The sequence below is a fragment of the Desulfosporosinus nitroreducens genome, assembly GCF_023897015.1.
Taxonomy (GTDB): Bacteria; Bacillota; Desulfitobacteriia; order Desulfitobacteriales; family Desulfitobacteriaceae; genus Desulfosporosinus; species Desulfosporosinus nitroreducens.
Map to the genome: position 1 here is coordinate 110,689 of NZ_JAMHFY010000004.1, position 21,377 is coordinate 132,065.

23 protein-coding genes are annotated in these 21,377 nt (G+C 41.1%); 7 read left to right on the forward strand and 16 right to left on the reverse strand.

All coding sequences use genetic code 11. The features are described from left to right. Nucleotides 1–140: 140 nt before the first annotated feature. From M8E35_RS06120 to M8E35_RS06150, 7 genes are all read right to left on the reverse strand, one after another. Complete coding sequence (locus M8E35_RS06120) at nucleotides 141–1,313, reverse strand: Fic family protein (RefSeq protein ID WP_252467943.1); 1,173 nt, start codon at nucleotides 1,311–1,313, stop codon at nucleotides 141–143. Between the two features lie 172 nt (nucleotides 1,314–1,485). Next, a complete protein-coding gene (locus M8E35_RS06125; RefSeq protein WP_252467944.1) occupies nucleotides 1,486–2,436 on the reverse strand; it encodes a hypothetical protein in 951 nt (316 codons plus the stop codon). Nucleotides 2,437–2,644: 208 nt separating this feature from the next. Beyond that, complete coding sequence (locus M8E35_RS06130; RefSeq protein WP_252467945.1) at nucleotides 2,645–2,992, reverse strand: hypothetical protein; 348 nt, start codon at nucleotides 2,990–2,992, stop codon at nucleotides 2,645–2,647. 224 nt (nucleotides 2,993–3,216) lie between these two features. Then, the gene (locus M8E35_RS06135) at nucleotides 3,217–4,581 is read right to left on the reverse strand and encodes a DUF5667 domain-containing protein (RefSeq protein ID WP_252467946.1); all 1,365 of its coding nucleotides are present in this window, start codon (nucleotides 4,579–4,581) and stop codon (nucleotides 3,217–3,219) included. Between the two features lie 374 nt (nucleotides 4,582–4,955). Further along, nucleotides 4,956–6,002: a DUF5305 family protein gene (locus M8E35_RS06140; RefSeq protein ID WP_252467947.1), complete on the reverse strand. Its 1,047-nt coding sequence runs from the start codon at nucleotides 6,000–6,002 to the stop codon at nucleotides 4,956–4,958. Between the two features lie 681 nt (nucleotides 6,003–6,683). Continuing rightward, nucleotides 6,684–7,307 (reverse strand): response regulator, encoded by a 624-nt coding sequence (locus M8E35_RS06145; RefSeq protein WP_252467948.1) that lies wholly within the window; start codon nucleotides 7,305–7,307, stop codon nucleotides 6,684–6,686. 337 nt (nucleotides 7,308–7,644) lie between these two features. After that, the gene (locus M8E35_RS06150; protein WP_252467949.1) at nucleotides 7,645–8,460 is read right to left on the reverse strand and encodes a tyrosine-protein phosphatase; all 816 of its coding nucleotides are present in this window, start codon (nucleotides 8,458–8,460) and stop codon (nucleotides 7,645–7,647) included. A gap of 363 nt (nucleotides 8,461–8,823) precedes the next feature. Here M8E35_RS06150 and M8E35_RS06155 point away from each other — a divergent pair, with 363 nt between their 5' ends. Then, nucleotides 8,824–10,167, forward strand: coding sequence for an ammonium transporter (locus tag M8E35_RS06155; protein WP_252467950.1), 1,344 nt, complete (start codon nucleotides 8,824–8,826; stop codon nucleotides 10,165–10,167). A 21-nt stretch (nucleotides 10,168–10,188) separates the two neighbouring features. Continuing rightward, nucleotides 10,189–10,527, forward strand: coding sequence for a P-II family nitrogen regulator (locus M8E35_RS06160; RefSeq protein WP_252467951.1), 339 nt, complete (start codon nucleotides 10,189–10,191; stop codon nucleotides 10,525–10,527). A gap of 87 nt (nucleotides 10,528–10,614) precedes the next feature. Here M8E35_RS06160 and M8E35_RS06165 read toward each other — a convergent pair whose 3' ends face one another. Then, nucleotides 10,615–11,487: a chemotaxis protein CheV gene (locus M8E35_RS06165; RefSeq protein ID WP_252467952.1), complete on the reverse strand. Its 873-nt coding sequence runs from the start codon at nucleotides 11,485–11,487 to the stop codon at nucleotides 10,615–10,617. Nucleotides 11,488–11,718: 231 nt separating this feature from the next. Here M8E35_RS06165 and M8E35_RS06170 point away from each other — a divergent pair, with 231 nt between their 5' ends. After that, complete coding sequence (locus tag M8E35_RS06170) at nucleotides 11,719–13,620, forward strand: cell wall-binding repeat-containing protein (RefSeq protein WP_252467953.1); 1,902 nt, start codon at nucleotides 11,719–11,721, stop codon at nucleotides 13,618–13,620. A gap of 370 nt (nucleotides 13,621–13,990) precedes the next feature. Here M8E35_RS06170 and M8E35_RS06175 read toward each other — a convergent pair whose 3' ends face one another. Together M8E35_RS06175 and M8E35_RS06180 are read right to left on the reverse strand one after the other, a co-directional pair. After that, nucleotides 13,991–14,617 (reverse strand): hypothetical protein, encoded by a 627-nt coding sequence (locus tag M8E35_RS06175; RefSeq protein ID WP_252467954.1) that lies wholly within the window; start codon nucleotides 14,615–14,617, stop codon nucleotides 13,991–13,993. 111 nt (nucleotides 14,618–14,728) lie between these two features. Then, entirely contained in the window at nucleotides 14,729–14,896 is a 168-nt protein-coding gene (locus M8E35_RS06180; RefSeq protein WP_252467955.1) for a hypothetical protein, read from the reverse strand. Nucleotides 14,897–15,003: 107 nt separating this feature from the next. On the opposite strand from M8E35_RS06180, the gene M8E35_RS06185 reads away from it, so the two are divergent. Beyond that, nucleotides 15,004–15,216 (forward strand): helix-turn-helix domain-containing protein, encoded by a 213-nt coding sequence (locus tag M8E35_RS06185; RefSeq protein ID WP_252467956.1) that lies wholly within the window; start codon nucleotides 15,004–15,006, stop codon nucleotides 15,214–15,216. A 26-nt stretch (nucleotides 15,217–15,242) separates the two neighbouring features. Here the strand turns inward: M8E35_RS06185 and M8E35_RS06190 are convergent, their stop codons facing one another. Beyond that, on the reverse strand, nucleotides 15,243–15,443 hold the full coding sequence (locus tag M8E35_RS06190; protein ID WP_252468130.1) for a type II toxin-antitoxin system PemK/MazF family toxin: 201 nt from the start codon (nucleotides 15,441–15,443) through the stop codon (nucleotides 15,243–15,245). Between the two features lie 327 nt (nucleotides 15,444–15,770). Here M8E35_RS06190 and M8E35_RS06195 point away from each other — a divergent pair, with 327 nt between their 5' ends. From M8E35_RS06195 to M8E35_RS06205, 3 genes are all read left to right on the forward strand, one after another. Further along, nucleotides 15,771–15,995 (forward strand): DUF1659 domain-containing protein, encoded by a 225-nt coding sequence (locus M8E35_RS06195; protein WP_252467957.1) that lies wholly within the window; start codon nucleotides 15,771–15,773, stop codon nucleotides 15,993–15,995. 70 nt (nucleotides 15,996–16,065) lie between these two features. Next, nucleotides 16,066–16,305, forward strand: a complete 240-nt coding sequence (locus M8E35_RS06200) for a DUF2922 domain-containing protein (RefSeq protein ID WP_252467958.1) — start codon at nucleotides 16,066–16,068, stop codon at nucleotides 16,303–16,305. 160 nt (nucleotides 16,306–16,465) lie between these two features. Then, on the forward strand, nucleotides 16,466–17,266 hold the full coding sequence (locus tag M8E35_RS06205) for a DUF3102 domain-containing protein (protein WP_252467959.1): 801 nt from the start codon (nucleotides 16,466–16,468) through the stop codon (nucleotides 17,264–17,266). Between the two features lie 114 nt (nucleotides 17,267–17,380). Here the strand turns inward: M8E35_RS06205 and M8E35_RS06210 are convergent, their stop codons facing one another. The 5 genes from M8E35_RS06210 to M8E35_RS26445 all read right to left on the reverse strand — a co-directional run bounded on the left by M8E35_RS06210 (nucleotide 17,381) and on the right by M8E35_RS26445 (nucleotide 21,251). After that, the gene (locus M8E35_RS06210; protein ID WP_252467961.1) at nucleotides 17,381–18,637 is read right to left on the reverse strand and encodes an ATP-binding protein; all 1,257 of its coding nucleotides are present in this window, start codon (nucleotides 18,635–18,637) and stop codon (nucleotides 17,381–17,383) included. A gap of 79 nt (nucleotides 18,638–18,716) precedes the next feature. Continuing rightward, nucleotides 18,717–18,935, reverse strand: coding sequence for a hypothetical protein (locus M8E35_RS06215; RefSeq protein WP_252467962.1), 219 nt, complete (start codon nucleotides 18,933–18,935; stop codon nucleotides 18,717–18,719). Nucleotides 18,936–19,339: 404 nt separating this feature from the next. After that, entirely contained in the window at nucleotides 19,340–19,732 is a 393-nt protein-coding gene (locus M8E35_RS06220; protein WP_252467964.1) for a hypothetical protein, read from the reverse strand. 261 nt (nucleotides 19,733–19,993) lie between these two features. Beyond that, nucleotides 19,994–20,575 carry a hypothetical protein gene (locus M8E35_RS06225; RefSeq protein WP_252467965.1) on the reverse strand — a complete coding sequence of 194 codons (582 nt, stop codon included), beginning with the start codon at nucleotides 20,573–20,575 and terminating at the stop codon, nucleotides 19,994–19,996. 544 nt (nucleotides 20,576–21,119) lie between these two features. Continuing rightward, nucleotides 21,120–21,251 (reverse strand): hypothetical protein, encoded by a 132-nt coding sequence (locus M8E35_RS26445; RefSeq protein WP_289710700.1) that lies wholly within the window; start codon nucleotides 21,249–21,251, stop codon nucleotides 21,120–21,122. Nucleotides 21,252–21,377 lie beyond the last annotated feature (126 nt).

Genomic DNA, 21,377 nt, shown 5'->3' on the forward strand with positions numbered 1-21,377 from the left:
GTTAAAAAAAGAGGGACGGCTCTTTGCTCCATTTACGGAACAAAGAACCGTCCTCTTTTGTCTCTTTTATCTCTTTTATCTCTTTTATCTCTCTTGTCTTTTTGTCACTTTTGCCTAAGAACGCCCCCCTTGTCCCTAACCTACTCCGAATACTTTACTCTATAACGTATCCTGCTCCCATATTTCTGGGAAACTAGCAACCCTTTGCTTTCGAGCTTAAGGACAAACGCTCTGATAGTTGCATAAGCGGAGTTTTTATAATCCTTTTCCAACTGCTTGGTTGAAAATTCATTAGTCCCGTATGCAGACAGTACATAATGAAATAAATCCTTCTCCTTAGCAGTAATTTCACCTGTTTTAAGCAGATTATTGAATTCTTCGATTACCTTTGTGGGCTCCTCTCTTTTCTGAAACTTAGTAAAAACATTACTTATAAAGAAGCTCACAAAGGGCGTCGCATCTACGGTTTTGGAAAGCTTTGAATTAGACGAAATCAGAGTGAACGCCTTATAGTACAAACTCTTACTTTCGTTGATATAGGACGAAAACGGAATAAACAAGGAAGAGGTATAGCCTTTTTGTACCAGATACCATAGTTGTAGCAATCGAGACATTCTTCCATTGCCGTCAAAATAGGGGTGCAGATAGGCAAAATAGTAATGAATTATAATTGATTTCAAAACCTGATCTAAGCTATCGTCGCAATGGATATACTCGATCATATTCGCAATGTACTTTGGAAGTTGCTGATGATCCAGCCCCTGATGCTCTATCTTTTGCCCAACCACATACACTGCTTCGTGACGATATTTCCTATCCAACATCAATCTATCCTTGTCGTCTAAAAAATCCCCCACCGCAAGTCTGTACAGTTGATATAGATTTTCCTCTGTAATTTTATTCGAACGATCCGCTATGAAATCTAAGCCCCGCTTAATACCATAAGCTTTGTTATCATTACCTGTTTCAGGCGCTGCGCCATTTAAAATTCTCCTTACGCTCTCCCTTGAGGATACAATCTGCTCAATGGAAAGCGTGGAAATAATCTCATCCTCCATTGCCTGTATGCTGTACTTTTCAACTGAATAAGAGGCCGAGAGCGTCTTTGTCATCTGTATCGTCATGTTGATTTTGGAAGGAAGCAGCACAATGGAATTGCCCTTAAAATCCAGCAAAGGGAGCTTATGATAAAAACTCCCATTAAGGGTATCTAAATATCCCACCAGATTATCCTCTCCAAATTTATACTTAAGCTTAGTAAAATCCAGTGCATTTTTATCGTTGAACATCTCTGTAAAGGTTTTTAATTCCATATCGTCCTCCAGATAGTGATATAATTTAGTATCAATAACTATCAATTACAGTATATCACAAAATGTTAAGTATAAACCTAAAAGACAATGATAACGCCCCACTATAACTAGAGGAAGCGTTTCTCATTGTCTTTTCTAACTTGTGTCTATCTATCTTTCTATCTTTCTATCTCTACTTCTTTCCAAACACCACTTCTAACTTATTAATCTCACCCTTCGGTTGATCTCCTTTGATCACAAGTTCCGCTTCTACCACAAAGTTCCCGTGAGAGTTCTGAATATCCCCCTCTAGATTCCACTTCGGCCAGTCAGAATCTCCGATGAGAACTGTATCTGGTATCACCTTCCCATTAACCTTGATATTCTCAAGCCTTACGACGGAATCGGACTCCCGATTCAAGAGCATAAACTGAATCGCATCGAAATCCGCATCCTTTATAGTACTATACTCTGCCTGGTACTCATATTCAGCATTGAGCTCAACCCAAACCTTGCCATCCTCTGCATCATATCCGAAACGCACTTTATTGCGCTCTTCCCACTCCCCGAGAGGCTTTTCATCATCCGTCGTCGTACCGCGGTAGAAATCGATTTGAGTACGATTAGTCGTGCCCAGCTTTTCTTGAGCATTGGTTAAATAGACTTCGGCACCACTCGCTAAGTTATTGAAATTTAATAACCTAAGAGCTCCATACGTTGTGTCTAGATCCCGACTGGCAGTATTGAGATTAATCGACTCTGTATCGTCATCGTCTTCGTCCACCACTTCTAGGCCCTCAATAGAATAATTGAGTCGTTTAACAATATTTCCGCCACGGTTAATTACATTAATTCTAACGGAATCTCCGTTGGCTAAACTTCCATTGTCTTCCTCACTAGCAATTTCATAATCAAAGACCGGGTTATTGTCAATGATTTTGATGACTTCGCCTTCTCCATCATCCCCTTGTAGCTGAACCTCGAACCGACTCCATTTAGCCTTCATATCGGAATTGTGATAGCTTTTTTTATTCTCATGCCCCTTAATCTTGAAGTCCTCCACTCCGTTAGCTTGGACTGCCGCCGGAAGGGCCAAGAATGTAACCAAGGCTATTGGTACTAATTTTCGAATAATCTTTTTCAACTGTTCTACCTCCCCATAAATATCATCGAGGCCTTAATTTAGACGAACCAAATATTGCCTCTCATTAAGTAATTCGCAGGTCAGGAAGGTATTTAGGGGGGTTCTCGGGGATCTTTTTACCTTTATTATCCAACAAATTACGACAAAGTGAACCCCCGGGTTCGGGATCTAATACTACTGACCGAAGCCGGGGGTGAGTTTATGAAGTTTATTCTTCTTGATTTTTATGATCAAAGATTTTCGTTAATCCCCATTTGTAGCCATGATACAAAAGAATCGGAATCCATAAGAACCAAAATGAGTACCATGTCGTCTTATTTGTTAAGTCAGCAAAATAGGTCAAGTAAAGTCCACAGATATATAATGTTGCCGACGAAATTAATTTAGCTATAAGTTTGGCTTTTAGATAAGTAGGTTTACTATTACTAAGATAGCTATATGAAAAACTAGGTTTGAATTTTTGAATAACCGCAAGGAGTAAAAGTATACTTGCCATAATAAAAATCATAGTTATATTAGTAACATGGCCTTGTCTAATATATTCCTCAAAAGTCAATATCTTTAATCACCCCCCTTTATTTTAGCATCTGAAAATGCTAAAAACAATCCACAAGAAGCAGGATGGCCCGCTTCTTGTGGAAGATACAGAAATAGCACTGAATAAGTTTCCCTAACTACAGTTGGGATGCTCATCATAATAAAGGGGCGGCGATCGAGTATTAGATACTAAATAGGCAGCGCTAAAACCTAAATTCTAGCACGGCCTTCTCCACTATTCGTCTATCTTTCCTTACCCCCTGATTTGTCTCCTTTGTCACGTTCTTTCGGAGCCTTCGCTTGAGTTTTCTCTCCCTCTGGCTTCTTAGATGCGTTATCTAAACTTGCATCTTTTTCTTTTGGCGCACTCTCTTGTTTTGCCTTAAGCTTAGCTTCTTGCAGTTCTTTCTGCTCTATCAGTTTTTGTTCCTGAGCTTTCGCTTCATCTTTAGCTTTCGCTTCATCTTTGGCTTTAGCTTCATCTTTAGCTTTAGCTTTAGCTTTAGCTTCAGGCACATTTAGTTCAACTTTCAGCTCTTCTTTAGCTAAACTTTCACTTTCGTCTTTTGATTCTAGTTTTTGCTCCTGCTGCTTGGTCGACTTAAGTTCTGCTTTAGCTTCTGATTTTACTTTCAATACTTTACTTTTCTCCGCATCAGCATCCGGTAAAGCACTCGTTGTTAAAGCCATAGTATTAAGTGTTTCACCCGAGGCAACTGCAAGTCCCTCCAATTCCTCTGACTGATCATCCTCCGCTTCAAGAGTTTGATCGAGGTTTTCTAAAGCCGCTTGATCTTCCTCGCTTAATTCACTGTCCTCTAACCCTTTGGTCGCTTTCCTTAATTCTTTAGCGACCATTTGTTGATCCTTTTTATCCATCTTAGTGATACTTTTTTCCATTGAACGGACAACGTTTAATGCTACCTTTTGAGCAGCTTGGGGAGGAAGCTTTTCTAAGAGCCCGCCCAAGGTTTGAATATTATTGGCATGAGTTTTACTCAGCGCAGTCTCAAGTTTTTCCGAAGTCTCGGAATCTGTTTCAGTAAGTAAAGCTAGAAAAGCCTGTGCTTCAGCAATCTTTTCCGTATATGCAGTGATTGCACCTTCAGCTTCTTCAGTATCTCCCTGCTCGATCAAGGCCCCAGCTTCTGCAATTCTCTCTAGGGCTTGTTCCTCTAGCAGCTCTGTTTTCTTTACTGGATCAAATGTAAGAGCTACTTGAAGTTTCTCGATCAGTGTCATTAACCAATAAACAGGAGAATCCGGAAGTGTACCAGGTGAAACAACCTCTCCATTTTCATCAAGGATCGGAGGAAGCTCCTCCTCAGCATTTTCTGAGCCGTCAGGAACCTCACCAGCGTCAGTTTCTGTGGTATTTTCAGGTTCGGTATTACCCTCTGTCTCTTCAGTTACTTCAGGATCAGTGGTCGCTTCAGTATCCGATGCAGGTTCACTTACCTTATTCTCCACGACGGGGGCAGTTTCCAAATTTGAAACGGATGCATTCAGGTCCGCATCCGTCTCTGCTAGAGCTAGCGAGGCAGAAAGGGGCATGACACAGAGTGCTAAGGTTAATGCTAAGGCAAGTTTTTTCTTTAGTATATTCAATCCAATTCACTCCTTCTTAAGCCCATTAGGAAATCTGTCCTATTTTCGCATTATACTCTCCACTAAATGCTCCAACAAGCATATTTCCTAAGGTCAGGACGAATGGACTAGCAAATCAGTACTTTAAACCCACCACACATTCCCTTAAATTCTCATTTCAGAAATATAACTCCAGATAACTCAACCCAAACCTTCTATCCTCGGAATGACATTGTTAGCACTCTGAGCTGATAAGCTTATTCTACGATAAGGCGTATCCTATCCAACACATCTTTACTGACCGCCCCGCCGCCGCAGAACACGTAAGGGACACTCCTTCCCCCCACAACAATGGTCTCTCAAATATTTAGATCCCTTTTAGTTTTGATATTAACCTAATTAGGCACTTCCAATTGAAAGAAGTAAAATCTGTCCTCATCAATTACCCAGAATTTCGAATTCTCTTTGTCATTATCGCTATGCTTATATACGATAGGTTTCAAAAGTTCATCACTGATTTTTACTAAATCCTCCATCGACCGGACTCTGCTCTGGAGTTCACTTTTAGGGGCTATCTCAGAGCTCAGAGCAACAAGCCTTGTTCCATGCCTTTTAAAAATCTTTTTAAGTTTAGAATCAAACACGTTCTCTTCTACGCTTTGGGTCTTAAATATAAGAATGAGGAGCGCAACCACCACTATTCCTATTCCTGTTCCCCCTAAAGTAAGCAGCTTTGTATCTACAGCCCTCGGCACCAGCTTAACTTCTTCAATGGCTTCAGATAAATTTTCACCCTGTTTCTTATTGATCATAAAATAGCTTCCTGCCAGAGGAATTTCTATCGATGATTCTGACGTTTTTTTGATTTCACCCTTGTCCGTTTTTGCATCAAAAACCACATTCATCGATGCTGTTACCTTTGTCTGGGCTGTGACTTTCGACTCCTCGGAAATTTTTTGGACAATATCATTAAAGTCTTGAAGCTTTAGAGACATTTTCTTAGTTATTGAAAATGTCTTATCTTTAATTGAAAAATTATTGTTAGCTAAGACAGGGATCTCTTTCCGCCAAAGTGTAGTGAGCCTGTCTCCTTCACCAATATAGCCCTCAATAACTGCCACTATTTCATAATTACCTTTTACTTCGGCCACTCTCTCCCCCGTAAAATTATATGAATAGGTTGTGTCAATAAAATCAACTAAATTAGAAAGGTAAACCTGATCCTCCCCTAAGCTCTTCTTGTCATAAAGCGAATTCGGTTTTAACGTGACCTCGTAATTGACTTTCCCTTGACTCTCATAGCTATAGAGGGGTACCATATTTTCATTAAAACCAGGGTTTATAAATTTAAAAGATAAAAGGGTTAGCGAGACTCCTAAGATTGCCATACATAAAATTATACTTCCTAACCTAATATCCTTTCGAATCTGCCCTTTTCTCATCTTTAATCCCCCTTTATGCTGATACTTCATACTCTCCTACAACATACATATCATAATATGGTAGACATAATATTTGCATCTCTTTGGGAGATTCTCCAATGGCAACCCCAAAACAATGTTGAGCATCTTACGCGTAATGCGTTAAGACGCTTATCGTTAATTATACATTTTTCTCCAACTTCCCGATTCAGCCTAAGGTATACTTTTTTAGCCTTTTTGAAGGCAATTGTTCCTAAGACGTATGGATACGACAATATACTACTTTCGTACCATACCAACTACCCTGAAAAACCCTCCAAAAACATCTTAAAGAATCCATAGACCTCAAAATCAGGCAGCTTCTTCCACAGGAGTGAACGAATTGCATGGCGAGGCGATAAGGCCCACAAAGCCTGCGCGGGAAAGCGGAGCCACGGTTCACTTCAGGTACTACCCAGAGGTTTGGCGAAGCTCCCGTACAGGCGCGTTGGCCAGCCTCGGAGTGCCTGAGTGACGAAGACACTGTCTTCGCACGAATTAGCTTTCTTGCAGGATGTGGGAGAAGCTGCCCGACCCAAAGGACCCTTTTCATCATCTGCTGATGCTGCGTAGCGGCATGGGGGTCTACTTAAAAAAACAGGGCATCATGCCTTGCTCTAAACTCCTACTCAAAATTGAACTTTTTCTATTGGGATCTCGTTTTTACGCTGTAATTATCCTTTCCTGTGCATATAGCGCTGCCTGCGTCCGATCTGCAAATTTCAATTTTGCAAGCACTTGACTGACATGTTTCTTCACAGTGTATTCCGAAATATACAGTTTCTTAGCAATCTCCTTATTATTTAACCCTTCCCCTAAAGCGGTTAATACTTCTAATTCACGAGACGTCAGCTTATCTTCTAGGTTCCCGACATTTTCGATTTTGCTCATCATGGAGTCAATTATGCTGGGATCATAGTATTTTCTCCCCCGGTAAACCAAACGGATTGCAGAAATAACTTCTTCCGGAAATGCCTCTTTGAGTATATAACCATCGACACCCAGCTCGCGAGCTCGTCTAAAATCCTCTCTATCTACTGAGGCGGTAAATATGATGTACTTACAGGCAGAATCTTTCTCCCTGCACCTTCGAATAATTTCTAATCCTGACATATCCTTTAATCTAAGGTCTAAAAGAACGACATCCGGATTACTTTTAGTGATTAGACTGACCGCTTCATTCCCAGCTTGAGCCTCTCCGATTAAGTTCATGTCCCCTTGACCAGCAATTACCGCGGTTAATCCATGGAGAACTAAGGGATGATCATCGACAATTATAATATTCATGCTGCACCTCCTTCTCGTCTTACTTTTAGTTCTGTAATGAAATTCAAGGGAAATTTAAGATGAATTACCGTTCCATCTGTTTAATGCTTACTAAATCAAAAGTACCATTAAACCATTTAAAACAAACAAAAAGACACACCTAATTCAAAGGTGTGCCGGTTTCACCATTCGCTACCGCAACCTTTTGGTGACCAAAGGAACTGTTGCGGGTCATTGCCTCACACAATAAGGCCAATTAAATTTTTGGGATCGTGCTTATTATACTGTAGTATGGCGTTTCAAATCAACCAATTATTTACAACACAATTCTCTGATTTCCTTCTTATTTTTCACCTTTTCAACATCGACCTTTACTAAAAGCTACTTTTAGCCGATTCCAAAACCTTTGTTTTCTCTTCTTTATAACTGGCTCAATAAGAACATACTCCCCACTGCACTGCATTCCCTGCCCGCTAAGGATATTTTTCGGATTAATCACCGTCAGTTCTTGGAACCTGCTCTCGCCAACCAGGTCCCTGACACTCTGGAGTGTCTCCGGATAAGTTGACTCTCTTCGGGACACACGGTGTGCATCAGACCCTATAAAGTGAATTAAATTACTATCGAGCAGTATTTCAGCCAAACCCTTGGACTGAGGGCCGTAACGCCCATCCAAGCTCCTTAAGTTCATCTGAAAGAAAATCCCCTTTCTGGCCCACTCCAGCAAACGCTCCGGATTCTCAACTAACTTTCTGTTACGTTCCGGATGGGCAAGAACCGGTGTCAGCCCATTAACTTGTAATTCAAAAAACACCTGGTCCGTATATTGAGGGATTTCAAGCATTGGAAGCTCTACCAGAATATACTTACCCGTGTTTCCCAAGGTCATCAGTTTCCCGTCACGCACCCACTTCGCCATCTCCGGGAAGATATAGTTCTCAGAACCCGGCAGGATCTCAATCTGAATTCCGGCTTCAGCAACCCGCTTGCGCACCTGTTCTGTGTAAGCAAGAATGTCTGCCGGGGACAAAAAATTGTCTTCCAAGACATGGGGGGTAGCAATCAGAGTCTTAAAACCCGACTGTTGCAACTGACTAACAATTCCCAGGGTTTCTTCCATGGTTTTGGCCCCGTCATCAATCCCGGGCAGGATGTGGCTATGAATATCTATCATCTAAACTCTCCTATATGCACTGTAATGTACCCTCCCTATCTTACCACAAGCTTAAATCATTAGTTCATCAAGTTGGGGATACCCCTGAATTTTTCTTAATTTGAAAACAACTCTGTACAATTATGAATACAGGATTCATGCCAAAAACCTATTCCCCATTCTCTAAAGAAGTGCTACTATAGAGTCAAATCATCAATCCTGTTTAAACTATTGAGGTCAAAGATGCCCTCAGGGAAACCTGAGGGCACTTTCTGTTTAAATGGTTGATGGCTAGGCAATGGCGCCTATGGGTAGAAGTACTGCTACCCATAGGCGCTTTTTTGTTTAACATAAAAATTCATGACTTGAAAGGAGAAAAGAAAAATGAAAACAAAATCCGTAAAAAAAGGAATTATCTTTGCAACAATAACAGCTTTACTCCTGGCGATCCCAGGAGTTGCCTTAGGAGCCGACCCTACCGTTGAAAGCAACGCCATTGCTATCGATACTATCTGGACTCTAATCTCCGGATTTCTCGTCTTTTTCATGCAAGCCGGATTCGCCATGGTCGAAGCAGGATTTACACGGGCCAAGAACGCAGGCAATATTATCATGAAGAACTTAATGGACTTTTCCATTGGCTCAATAATTTACTGGCTTTTTGGATTTGCCATCATGTTTGGAATAGACAAAGCCGGACTTTTTGGCACAACCGGCTTCGGCATGTCCGATACCTTTGAGCACTTGGGATTATCTATCCCTCTTCCAGCCTTCCTCCTGTTCCAAACTGTCTTTGCTGCAACGGCAGCTACCATCGTTTCAGGAGCTATGGCCGAACGCACTAAATTCGTCTCTTATATGATTTACAGCTTTGTCATCAGCGCTGTCATCTACCCTGTGGTTGGACATTGGATCTGGGGTGGAGGCTGGTTAATGGAACGCGGCATGATAGACTTTGCAGGATCGACAGTCGTTCACTCCGTGGGCGGTTGGGCCGCTTTGATCGGTGCACTTCTCATAGGACCCCGGGTTGGCAAATATACCAAAGACGGCAAATCCCATGCCATTCCGGGACACAATATTACCCTGGGCGCTCTTGGCGTATTTATCCTCTGGTTTGGTTGGTTTGGCTTTAACCCGGGAAGTACCCTATCCGGAACAAACCCCGATATCGGTAAAATTGCCTTGAACACAAACCTGGCAGCTGCCGCGGGTGCAGCAATGACGATGATCTTTACCTGGTTTAAATATAAGAAACCCGATGTTTCATTAACCTTAAACGGTGCCTTAGCTGGTTTAGTAGCCATCACAGCAGGATGCCTGGCTGTAAATCCCCTTGGAGCAGCTGTCATCGGAGCCTTGGCCGGTATCTTAATTGTTCTTTCCGTTGAATTTATTGACCAAGTCCTTAAAATCGACGATCCGGTGGGAGCTATTTCCGTCCATGGAGTCTGCGGTTGCTTTGGGACAATTATGGTAGGAGCCTTTGCCGTGGATGGAGGCCTCTTATATGGAGGGGGCAGTGCCTTATTAATCACCCAAATCATCGGCGTAGCTTCCGTTTTCGCCTGGACAGCAGTCACTTCTCTGGTACTTTTCGGTATCATCAAAGCAACCCTTGGATTACGCGTTAGCGAAGAAGAGGAAGTCAGAGGCTTAGATATCGGCGAACACGGTATGGAAGCCTACTCAGGCTTTGAAATGAAGGCACCTTCTGTGAACCTTTAATGCTTACGCAGGGATTCAATAATGAAAAAAATTGAATGTATCGTCCATCCCTCAAAGTTAGAAGCTATTCGAGATTCAATCGGACAATTTGGATTTAAAGGGATGACTCTAACCAACGTCTTAGGTTGTGGTTTACAAAAAGGGAGAACCGAGATCTATCGAGGATACACAATCACTAATAACTTCTTTATCAAAACAAAGATTGAGTTAGTCGTCAGGAATGAATTAGTCGATTATGTCGTTGACGTAATAATCAAAGAAGCACAAACCGGAGAAATTGGCGATGGCATAATTTTTGTTTCCGATATAGAGAGTGCTGTTAGAATTTGTTCCGGTGTCTGCGGAAATATTGCGATTTGATCGGAAAGAAACCTGGTTAGTGAAAAAAAGTAGAGAGCGTCTGCGGACGCCCTCTACTTTTTACTTCTTTGCCAAGAGGTTTTAAGCCTAGTTTCTAATGTTAATCACCATCTCCACAAGCTTGTCGATTTCAGGCTTGGTAATTTGGGCATCGGCACCGACACTTAACCCCTTATGTGCCAACCCTTCACTAGCAATCGAAGAAAACAAAATAACAGGTATCTGTTTTAATTTTGAGTTACTTTTGATTTGCTTTGTTAAGGTTAAACCGTCCATAACCGGCATTTCAATATCTGTAATAACGCAATAAATTTCGTCTAAAGAACTATTCTCCAGGAAATTTAAGGCGTCCAGGCCATTTCCAAACTTCTCCACAGTCGCCCCGGCTTTTAACAGAGACTCATTAACGACTTTCAATAAGAAGGTCGAGTCCTCTGCCACGACAAGTTTTTTCCCTTCCAGTCCTTTTGTCGCGCTGGATTCTCTCAAGGCCAAGGAAGGATCAATATCTCCCAGTATTTTTTCAAAGTCCAGCATCAAGATAATTTCTTCGTTTTCAGCCTTAACAATTCCTGTTATTGGGGTTTCATTTTGACTTAGGAGAATCGATGAGGGTGTCTCAATTTCTTTCCAAGACAGTCTCCTGATCCCACTAACAGAACTTACCTCAACAGCGAAATCACTGTTGTTAATATTAATCAGGATTAATAATCTTTCTTTCGAGGTTTTAGGACAAACTTGCTTGAGGGTTTTAATTAAATCCAAGACAGGAATAACCCGTCCTCTATAGTTAATGACTCCGCTGATATTCTTATTGGAATTTGGAACCTCAGTAATAGGCTGGTGGGTAAGGATGCATTCAACCTTGGCAACATTAACCCCTAACACGCTGTTCCCAGCTTTAAAAATAACAATTTCTAATTCATTAATGCCACTTTCTAAAAGAATATCTTGCTTCAAATAAAGACCTCCTTAAAATCATCAACGTCCGACAAATTTCTAAATATTAAGTACTATTTTAACATATTGAGTCTAAAATGATAGATATTAAACCAATTTATAAGTTATAAATTTCCCCTCCCCACCACACTCTATATCCTTTCTCGTCTAGAGAAAATCGTATTTATTTAAATTAAAAGAAGGAATTGGTCAATATTTCGAGAAATAAATAGGAAAAGGAGGACGAGCATTTTGATCACAAAGAAACACTTTATTCTCAGCTTTTTCCTAATAAGCATTCTTGTGTTCGCCTACGCGCCTATAGCGAGTGCATCTACATCTACAGAACGAATTTCAGGCTATGATAAATATCAAACAGCTGTTGCCATCAGTCAAAATGGCTGGCCTGCCGGATCAGATTCAGCTATTCTTGCCTTCGGCGAGGATTTCCCCGATGCCTTAAGTGCCGGTCCATTATCGGGTAAATACAATGCCCCCATCTTATTGACAGGTACCTACTCCTTAAATATTGACACTGAAGCCGAGTTGAAACGTCTAAAGGTCAAAAAAGTTTACATAATCGGAGGACAAGCGGTCATCTCTAGAGATGTCGAAAGGCAACTTTCGTTACTGAAAATAGCCACCGAGAGGCTTGCCGGCCATGATCTATATGAAACATCGATCATCGTAGCCCAATCAGTCGGATTAAGTAAGGGAGTTTTTGTAACATCCGGTACAAATTTTTCAGATGCTCTATCCATAGGACCCATTGCGGCCGCCAATCAAATGCCCATCATCCTAGTACCGGCCCAGGATCTTACGGCTGCCCAGAAAACTTTCTTAACTAAGAATAAGATCCCCTCCACTGTTATTGTGGCAGGGTACTATGATTTAAGCGACAACGTGATCAGCCAATTTACTGATCCCGAGCTTATTTATGGTTCAGACCCTTATGACAGAAATATTAAGCTGGTTAAGAAGTTTTCAAACACTCTAAATCTTGACACGGTTTACGTCGCCACAGGCAGAAACTTTCCAGATGGTCTCACCGCCTCCGCCTTAGCGCAAAAAGGTAAGAACCCCCTGCTTTTACTCGATGGCGATACGATTCCTTACCCAACTCTTACCTATATCCAATCTACGTTAATTTCGCATTTCAAAGTCTTAGGAGGAGAAAATGTCATTAGCGGTTCAACGGAATCATCCCTCGCTGAACTCCCAGCCGAGATTGAGTCAGTGATTGACGTTACTGACAGTATTCAAGAACAGCAAAAATACACCCCCCCTAAAACGGTTACCGTCGTAAAATCAGACGGATTGACCGAAGAAGTCCCTGTCACCTGGAGTCTGTCCTCAGTACAAACCCTAAAGTCCGGAACATATGAATTCGCAGGTCAGATAAAGAACTACAGCGACAGTGTTTATCTGAAATTAACCATCTATCCAAAAGTATCGAAAGTGACGAATATTACCGCTGAAATCATCCTGGGGGAATCCTATGATTTCCCTGACACCATAGAAGTGACCATGAGCGATGGAAGCACCGAAACATATCCTGTAACCTGGAACAGCAATATTGTCCCGTTAAATAAGGCCGGAAGCTACACCTTCCAAGGAACCGTTGACGGCTTAACTCAAAAAGTCAGTCTAGCCCTCAAAGTTTCCGAAGATGCTAAAATCACCTTTACTGACCCAGAGTTACATGATGCCATACGACGCAAATTGCATAAAAGCAGGTCTGAATCAATCTATAAAAGTGATGTTATAGATATCACTACGTTATATTTTCGCAATGATAACATCACCAATTTAGCCGGGTTAGAGTACCTCACAAACTTGAAAACCCTTGATGTTGGCAATAATGAACTCACCAATATTACTGCACTAAGTAAGCTAACCAAGTTGCAAACCTTGAAATTGAACGATAATGGTCTTAAGGATATCAACGCCCTAAAAACTTTAACCTCCCTCACCTATCTTGATCTATCTGATAATTATATTACCAACTTCACACCCTTAAAAGGGCTTGTAAACTTAACCACTCTTTACTTAGATGATAACGAACCCTTGGTTGAAGACGAAAAATATACCCCTGATTACAGCCCCATCAAATCCTATTATGATGATTTAAAAAAGAAGGATTTCAGTATCTAGAGCTAATGGATATGCACAAATAAAAGGTAAGCGGCGGAACAAATAGCGTGGTACAGAAAATTCGCCCAGATTTTCAGTTATTGAAAATTTGGGCGAATTTAACGTTCTTCAATATACCTCTTAATCACTTCAATGGGAACTCCACCCGTTGTTACAGGAGATCAAAAATTCATCCCCCGCCTAACGAGGTGGGAGAATTCTTTGTGAACGTAGGTTAAAAAATGTGTCATGCGTACTTGAGAATTTTACCTTAGTTGAGTTGTCATGAACTTTTTCGCTACGCTATTTAGTCCACCGCTTACAAATAAGAGAGAAGTTGCAGTTTGAAAATGCAACTTCTCTCTTTTCACATTTAGTATAGCAAACGCCCCTATTTGGTTGCCGTAATTTTAACCAAAGAATTAAATTGCTGTTCCACATTATTCTGAGTGACGTAATCAATCTCAAGATTAAAGGTTTGTCCTTCTTCGAATTTTAAGGTATCTCGGCCATTTTGATTCTCTAGTTCCGAGAGATACAAATCAAAATCAGTCAATCCATCAACACGATATCCATTGTCGCTCTGTGGCAACACTGCTTTGCCGCTATTATCTAATACTGCTAGTGCATATCCGTTTAGAGGAAGGTTTTTATTGTATATCCATCCCCACTTCAACGACTTACCAAATTCGGAATACCTAATCCATATGGATTTTACGGCTGACGGTTGACCGAAAGGAAGAGTCACATGAAAATGTCCGTCTGGTTTAGTATCGAGTGTTAAGTCATTTGGGCCTAATACATCCTGATCCACTCCTATCCAGGAAACCGAGACATCTGTCGATAGTGTGGGACTAATTGGGGCAGTCTGTTCTTGTTGTTCTTGCGAATCGGATGCTTGTGACTCAGGGGGTGGAGTTTGAGAATTGGTCGTAACCGGACTTTGGGAATTGAAAATTCCACATCCTGAAAGGGTAAGAACTACAATAATTGACATAAGTATTTTTGCAAATTTCATTAAATTTCACCTCTAGCGTTACTTCATTGCTAAATATTCGCTACGTCTTCACATTTACCCTTTTAATTTAGTATATCAAAATTATCCCCGTTCAGAATAATGATTTACTCATTATTCTTTGGTTGGGTCCGACTCCTTGCCCGACTTCAACAGAACCAACTCCCTATCCTTGCCATGTATGAACATGTCTTCCGTCTGACGCTGTATCTGTTGGATTTCTTCAATGATATCCGTCATTTTGTTGAATAGCATACTATACATCTTATTATAATCTACCATTGTTCGTCACCTCGATAAACAGATTACTTATACCATTTTATGCGATAAACGCATAAATTTCAATATGCATTTATCGCATATTATAGAATAGTATCGAGGTGAATTCAATGTACCAACGATTACGGGATTTAAGAGAAGACAGGGATTTAACCCAGCAAGAGCTTGCAACCTTGCTGAAGGTAAGCCAAACAACCTATTCAAGATATGAAAGCGGTGCCCTTGATATTCCGAGCACTTCACTTATTAAACTTGCCGAATTCTATAAAACCAGTATCGACCATCTGTTGGGGCTGACCAATAATAAAAAACCCTATCGCTAAGATGTAGATCTGTATGAGCAACCACTTTACTCTACTAACATTTCCTTGATAGTACATTTCACATTGAGTATTGCAGCAGCCTCCAAAACTCCGATTTTGTCGCAAAGCCTGGCTTTGTCAACCATCCGAATCTGATCTAATACAATCCACCCATCCACATCACCAACGTTAAGCCTAACACGGGTTGGATATGCTTCCCTACCTCTACTTGTAACCGGAGCGATCATCACTGTACGAAGATGCTCACAATAGCCCCTCTTTCCAGAACCTCAGGATTACCATTTCAAGAGATGGGCGCAAAGACTGTATCAAGGAAGTGAAGCATCGGCGTCTTTGTGACCCGTTTTAAGAGGTTGTTACCGAAATAGCAGACACTCCAGGCTCACATAAGTATACCTTGACAGGGGGAGTTTCCTCCTTGTGAAAATAACCTTAAAATGGAATAATTCCGAAATTATAGTAACAACCCTCGACCGAAGTTAATATAGTATAGAGTAGGACAGACACCCGGGACAAACCTCCTGTCCTGATTATTTTAAAAGGAGTTGACTACTATGGCTGTTATAGCCAGCAGCAGAGACAGTGTGATAGTCATTACCATTCAAACGGGGCAAACCCCGCAGGGCGCACCCATTCTGAGACAGCGCAGCCTCTCTAATGTGAGAGCAACTGCCACAGATCAGGATGTTTACGATATCGCTGCCGCCCTTTATGGACTTCAGGATCACTCCTTAATCGGAGTTCGAAGAGACAATCGCGTCGACCTTGTTGAAGCCTAGTGCTCATCGGAGGCATGCTCATGTTTAAGCAAGACAGGAGACTATTTGATAAGGAAAGGAGTGCCGAGAAATGGCAATCACTACCAAAAAAGTCTTGCGGATGACCTTTACCAACGCCGCAGGCAAAACGGTCACCATGACTCTTGACCAACCAAAAGAAGGTATAACATCGGCAGAAATCGAAACCGTCATGGATCAAATCATCTCTAAGGATATTTTCTTCACTTCAGGTGGGGGTCTGGTTTCCAAAAGAGATATAAAAATCGTGGATACAAAAACAGAAGACATGTATGAGCAACCCGAAGGATAAATGTAAGCTCACCCAACTGAATCTCCTTGTGTCAGGCCTGTCCGAGAAACGAAAGCGCTTTCGTTTCTCGGACAGACTGTTTAGATGAAGGTTTAGCACACTCAGGGACCAGGCCACATATTCTGTGAATAAAAAACAGAAAAGGCAGATGGCTACCCTTATGAAGGATTTGATCTCAGACCGTACGCCCCTCGTGATCGCGGCTGAAATAAACACCATTAAATACCAGACCAGAAAAGTTCTCCTGGCCGGCGCCATAGAGATTGGCCGGCGCTTGAAGGAGGCCAAGGACCTGCTTCCCTATGGGGAATGGAGCAAGTGGCTGGAGGAGTCGTGCAGCTATACCAAGAAAACCGCCGAAAAGCTGCTGCGCGTCTTCGATGCCTACGGAAGCCAAGAGCCGCCGAATTTGAATTGTACCCAGGCTTATATCCTCTTAGGAGTCCCGGAGGAAGAACGAGCGCAGTTCATCGCGGAGATTGATGCGGAAGGCCTGTCTACCCGCGAACTGCAAAAGGCGGTTAAGGATCGGAGCCAGGCCCTTCAGGAACGGGACCTGGCTCTGCAGGAAAAAGATGATCTCCGGCAAGCCCTGAGTGATCAAGAGAGCCAAATAACCCAGCTGACCACTGAGCGCAACAACCTGAAAACTAAGGCAGAGCAATTAAGCAAGTCCCAAGGAGAGCTGGAGACCAAGGCCCAAACCCTCGAGACAAAGTTGAACTCCCTTGAGAAAAGCACATCTTACGAAGGCCTCCAAAAGATGAATAAGAACCTTACTGCCGCGCAGCACAAGACCTGCGCCAATAAAATTGCCTTTTTATACGAGAATCTGGACAAAACCTTCAAGCAACTGGTCTGGGAAATGAAGGATTTCGCAGCCAAGGATCCGGATACCCATGAAGTGTATAAAAACAAAGTGCTTGATCTTTTAACGAAAGGTTTGAAGGAGAAAATCTAACACCCCCTTATTTCTCCTTCGAGGCCTTTTCTACCCCAAGCAAAAGCTCAACCAGAACCACCAAAATAAATATTGTTATAATCAAAGTCGAAACTTCCTGATACATAAAGAGCTTCAGATCATCCATACAGGAACATACCAGTTCTTTGCATCGATGGGAAGCAGATCATTTGCCATGCAGATGACCGCGCCGTTCCCGATTTTCATTTTTGTCTGAGAAAGTTCACCGAACTTTTCCGGCTCTGTAACGGGTTCCAACACACCAAAATGCTTAATGGCATCCTTGCCAGGGGAAGCTGATTTTTTGATTTCGATGGGATAAAGCGTTCCGTTCTCGTAGATTATCAGATCAATTTCCTTCTTATCCTTGTCACGGTAATAATAAATGGGCGGTTCCTTTCCTGCGTTCAGGTAGCTCTTGTAAATCTCCGAAAAAACATAACTCTCGAAGAATGCCCCGGACATAGCCCCTCTTTCCAGAGCTTCGGGATTACCCCATTTCAAGAGATGAGCGCAAAGACCTGTATCAAGGAAGTGAAGCATCGGCATCTTTGTGACCCGTTTTAAGAGGTTGTTGTAATAGGGCTGGACAAGTGCGATGATGTGGGATGACATGAGGATGGAAAGCCACCTTTTTGCTGTAGGAGATGATATGCCACATTCGCTGGCGATTTCGTCATAAACAACAGGCTTCGCTGTTCTTGCCGCAACGACAGTCATGAAATTGTAAAAAGCCATTTCATCTGCAACCTGTGTCAAATCCTTTATGTCACGTTTAAGGTAACTATCGATATAGGAGCGATAATACATTTCAAGGTCCACATTATCATCCGCATAGAGCTTAGGCATAGACCCTTTAAAGATGCGGGAATACAGACCATTAAGATCAATCTTCTTAGCCTTTTCGATACGTTTCATCAACCTTTCCGAGTCTGTGGCAAATACTTCGGATGAAACTGCATTGATTTCACTAGTCGATAAACCCAATAAGTTAATAATCCCGACGCGTCCTGCAAGGGATTCGCTGACATTCTGCATCATGAGAAATGACAGTGATCCGGTGATCCAAAAATCCCCGTTACGCTTTGATTTATCTACCGCCATTTTGATATACGGAAATAATTCGGCAGCAGCATATTGGATTTCATCAATCAAAACAGGCGGTGTATATCTTTGCAAAAATAATGCGGGGTCACTCTTTGCCAGGTATCGGATATCCGGGTCGTCCAATGTCACGATTTTGCGGTTAGGCTCTGCCAATCTTTCGAGCATCGTCGATTTTCCTACCTGGCGTGGGCCGGTTACAAGCATTACGGGAAATGTTGCTGATGCTTTTCGAACAGTATCTTCCAGCGCTCTTTGTATATACACAAACAAACACCTCGTCTAAAGTAAAATCCAATTTTACAATAGACGAATTTACTTATTTTGTCAAGCCACTTGGATGTTGTTACAAATTCAAAGAAACACGGAAGAAGATACGTCCCGCAGTTGAAGGGTTGATCAAAGCACTAATGATCGAACTATTCGCATCGTAGGATGTTACTTTAAATAGATACAAATCTAGCCATATAAACTTGCCACCAATAAACCTGCCAGCCGAGCGCCTAAGATCTGTAACTCCACAAGTCAAATAGATCCCTTCATAGTTTGTAATATCTTTTAGCATACATAATCAACAACCCGAAGTACGTCAGCAAGCAGTGCAGGACTAAATCCTGATTCAACACTGATAACGTCACACGTCATAAGTGAGCATAAAAATGAAGTCTCCTCCTAGCATTATTTGCTTGAGGGTAACTTCTTTTTATGCATTCCCGCCCTGGATTCATGCCACAATTTGTGGGTATCTCTTCTACTGGGTAATATTTAACGAACTGGCTGGCAGTACAGCATGAAGATTACCTTGAGCATCTAGAGAGAAACTTTTTCCATTAAATGAGAATGATTTTGATACATCAATACCGAGTGAGGTTAATAATTCTGATGTTGATCCCAAGCCTGTTTCATTGTATTGGTTAACTGAAATAGACCCATTTGCAACTGAATAAAGAAGTTTAAAACTATTAGCAATTAAGCTTGCTTTTTCCTGTTGAGCAGCTGAATGACTGTAAAAAACATCTGCAGCAAATAGTTGTTCAGGTGTAGCAGGACCACAATAATCAGGAGCCGGGGCAAGAATAGGTATTGAAAAGCTAGTTGAACCGTACCATCAGCATCAAAACTTATGTTTAATGGAGAACCATCGATACTTCCAATATTTTTTATTTCACCTGGTTTAATATTGATACTGTTTGTTTGAGGGTCGGCTGCATTTTGGGCTTTGCCAGAAACAAGCTGTTTCATTTTTGATAACAAAAACGAATCTTGTGTATTACTAGATTTAACAGCACCATAATCGTTTGAATTTGAATAGTTAATTTTGTTTAGAATTAATACCTGAGAAGAAAGAGAATTAATTTTCAACGAAAACACATTCCTCATTAAGATAAATACATCTGCTAATTATATCGTAATACAGTACATATTTCTTGATATGAATTTGTAATATTTTCCATTTTATAATGATATAAGGATCGAAATTTTCCTAAAATAAGGTGTATTTGGTTTGATAATAAATTTATGTATAATAGCCCCTGTCTTTAATTGGACAAGAGGCTATTACTTGATATGCCATGATTCACATAATGTCAGAATCCTCTTATAGCTTTCCTACTATGGTATTACTTATTTAACTGGTACAGGCGTTGCATCACCTGCTGGTACAGGTTCTGTAGCACTTATTTCATTTGATGCAGTTGTACTGGGTGTTCCATCCTGAATTACTTGTGTACTAGAAGAACCGTCAGGTGTTACTGTTGTTATTCCAGACATTCCGGCTGGGTTGTTCCAATATAAGACTATATTTATACCAGTTATACTACCTGAGTATTTTGCACCAGCCTTAACATACCATTTTTGTTTAACAAGTTTACCTGCATAATCATAAAAAGGAGTACCAGAATAAATTTGATAACCATTAGAAGAAGATGTATTGAAAAATCCGACCACCATATCAGCATATGGATAATTTTGAGTCCAATATACAGCCATTTGTACTACTGTTGCTCCATTAGGAATAGAACTATTAGTTGTTAAATCAAAGTAAGCAGGTTGTGACCAGTTATTAGCTCCATAAAACTGACAATAATTTGGAATAGCAACCCCCCGATAAATTCCATCGTACGTTATTGCCGTTGCTGCCATTGCTGGACTTGCTGCTAATAGAAGTGACATAGCTAAAACTACCATCAAAAGAATTTTTTTCATTTTAGTAAAACCCCCTCTTAAATATAGGACATAAAACACATAGTCTGTTTCTGATAATCCTGAAATTATATTACAGTGACCTAAAGGAGAACCGTTCGTTTGGAATCCATTTTTACTTTCTCCACTAACCACTTTCTTTAAATGGAAACCTCACCTCCAATTTTTTAACAGTTAAATTCTTGGAGATATATGGAATTCCGATGATAACCTCTCTTGTTCCACTGCATTATTGATTATAACCTCTTTTTTCTGATTAAATTGTTATAATATGGTATAAATTTTCATAAAGATTTCTCGGCTATCTCCTATCAGGTTCCTGGATTCGCGATAATAATTGTTTATATATGGAAATTACATTGCACAAAAGCATGAATATTAGTATTTGACATAATGAAGAAGCAACCTTAAAGCCGTTAGCAGTCCCCGGTCAAAGGTTGGATCAACGGTAAACTCTAATGACGAATCGAGGTGACGAATCTTAAAGGCCTTTTCCGACCCTAAGCATTTGCCAGTTTTAGGTTCTTAAGAAGTTATAATTAAAATATCAAATGGCAAAAGCAATCCAGCCGCGGCCACCTATAATATTCGTCGTAAACATGCCCAGAAAACCAATGGAATAAAAAGCACTGGCTACTCCGCCCATAACCCCTGCTAAAAGCACCGTAAGATTCAACACAGATAACGTCACACGTCATAAGCGAGCATAAAAAGACAAAAGTCACCCCTAGCATTATTTGCTTGAGGGTGACTTTTGTCTTTTTATGACATTCCCGCCCTGGATTTCATGCCACAATTTGTGGGT

Bases quoted from the DNA above. Each gene is read 5' to 3' on its own strand.
- M8E35_RS06140 (WP_252467947.1), bottom strand. From the start codon at position 6,002: ATGAGAAAAGGGCAGATTCGAAAGGATATTAGGTTAGGAAGTATAATT.
- M8E35_RS06160 (WP_252467951.1), top strand. From the start codon at position 10,189: ATGAAAAAAATTGAATGTATCGTCCATCCCTCAAAGTTAGAAGCTATT.
- M8E35_RS06175 (WP_252467954.1), bottom strand. From the start codon at position 14,617: ATGAAATTTGCAAAAATACTTATGTCAATTATTGTAGTTCTTACCCTT.
- M8E35_RS06155 (WP_252467950.1), top strand. From the start codon at position 8,824: ATGAAAACAAAATCCGTAAAAAAAGGAATTATCTTTGCAACAATAACA.
- M8E35_RS06205 (WP_252467959.1), top strand. From the start codon at position 16,466: ATGAAGGATTTGATCTCAGACCGTACGCCCCTCGTGATCGCGGCTGAA.
- M8E35_RS06185 (WP_252467956.1), top strand. From the start codon at position 15,004: ATGTACCAACGATTACGGGATTTAAGAGAAGACAGGGATTTAACCCAG.
- M8E35_RS06195 (WP_252467957.1), top strand. From the start codon at position 15,771: ATGGCTGTTATAGCCAGCAGCAGAGACAGTGTGATAGTCATTACCATT.
- M8E35_RS06150 (WP_252467949.1), bottom strand. From the start codon at position 8,460: ATGATAGATATTCATAGCCACATCCTGCCCGGGATTGATGACGGGGCC.
- M8E35_RS06225 (WP_252467965.1), bottom strand. From the start codon at position 20,575: ATGAAAAAAATTCTTTTGATGGTAGTTTTAGCTATGTCACTTCTATTA.
- M8E35_RS06120 (WP_252467943.1), bottom strand. From the start codon at position 1,313: ATGGAATTAAAAACCTTTACAGAGATGTTCAACGATAAAAATGCACTG.
- M8E35_RS06190 (WP_252468130.1), bottom strand. From the start codon at position 15,443: ATGATCGCTCCGGTTACAAGTAGAGGTAGGGAAGCATATCCAACCCGT.
- M8E35_RS06215 (WP_252467962.1), bottom strand. From the start codon at position 18,935: ATGCTAAAAGATATTACAAACTATGAAGGGATCTATTTGACTTGTGGA.
- M8E35_RS06200 (WP_252467958.1), top strand. From the start codon at position 16,066: ATGGCAATCACTACCAAAAAAGTCTTGCGGATGACCTTTACCAACGCC.
- M8E35_RS06180 (WP_252467955.1), bottom strand. From the start codon at position 14,896: ATGGTAGATTATAATAAGATGTATAGTATGCTATTCAACAAAATGACG.
- M8E35_RS06145 (WP_252467948.1), bottom strand. From the start codon at position 7,307: ATGAATATTATAATTGTCGATGATCATCCCTTAGTTCTCCATGGATTA.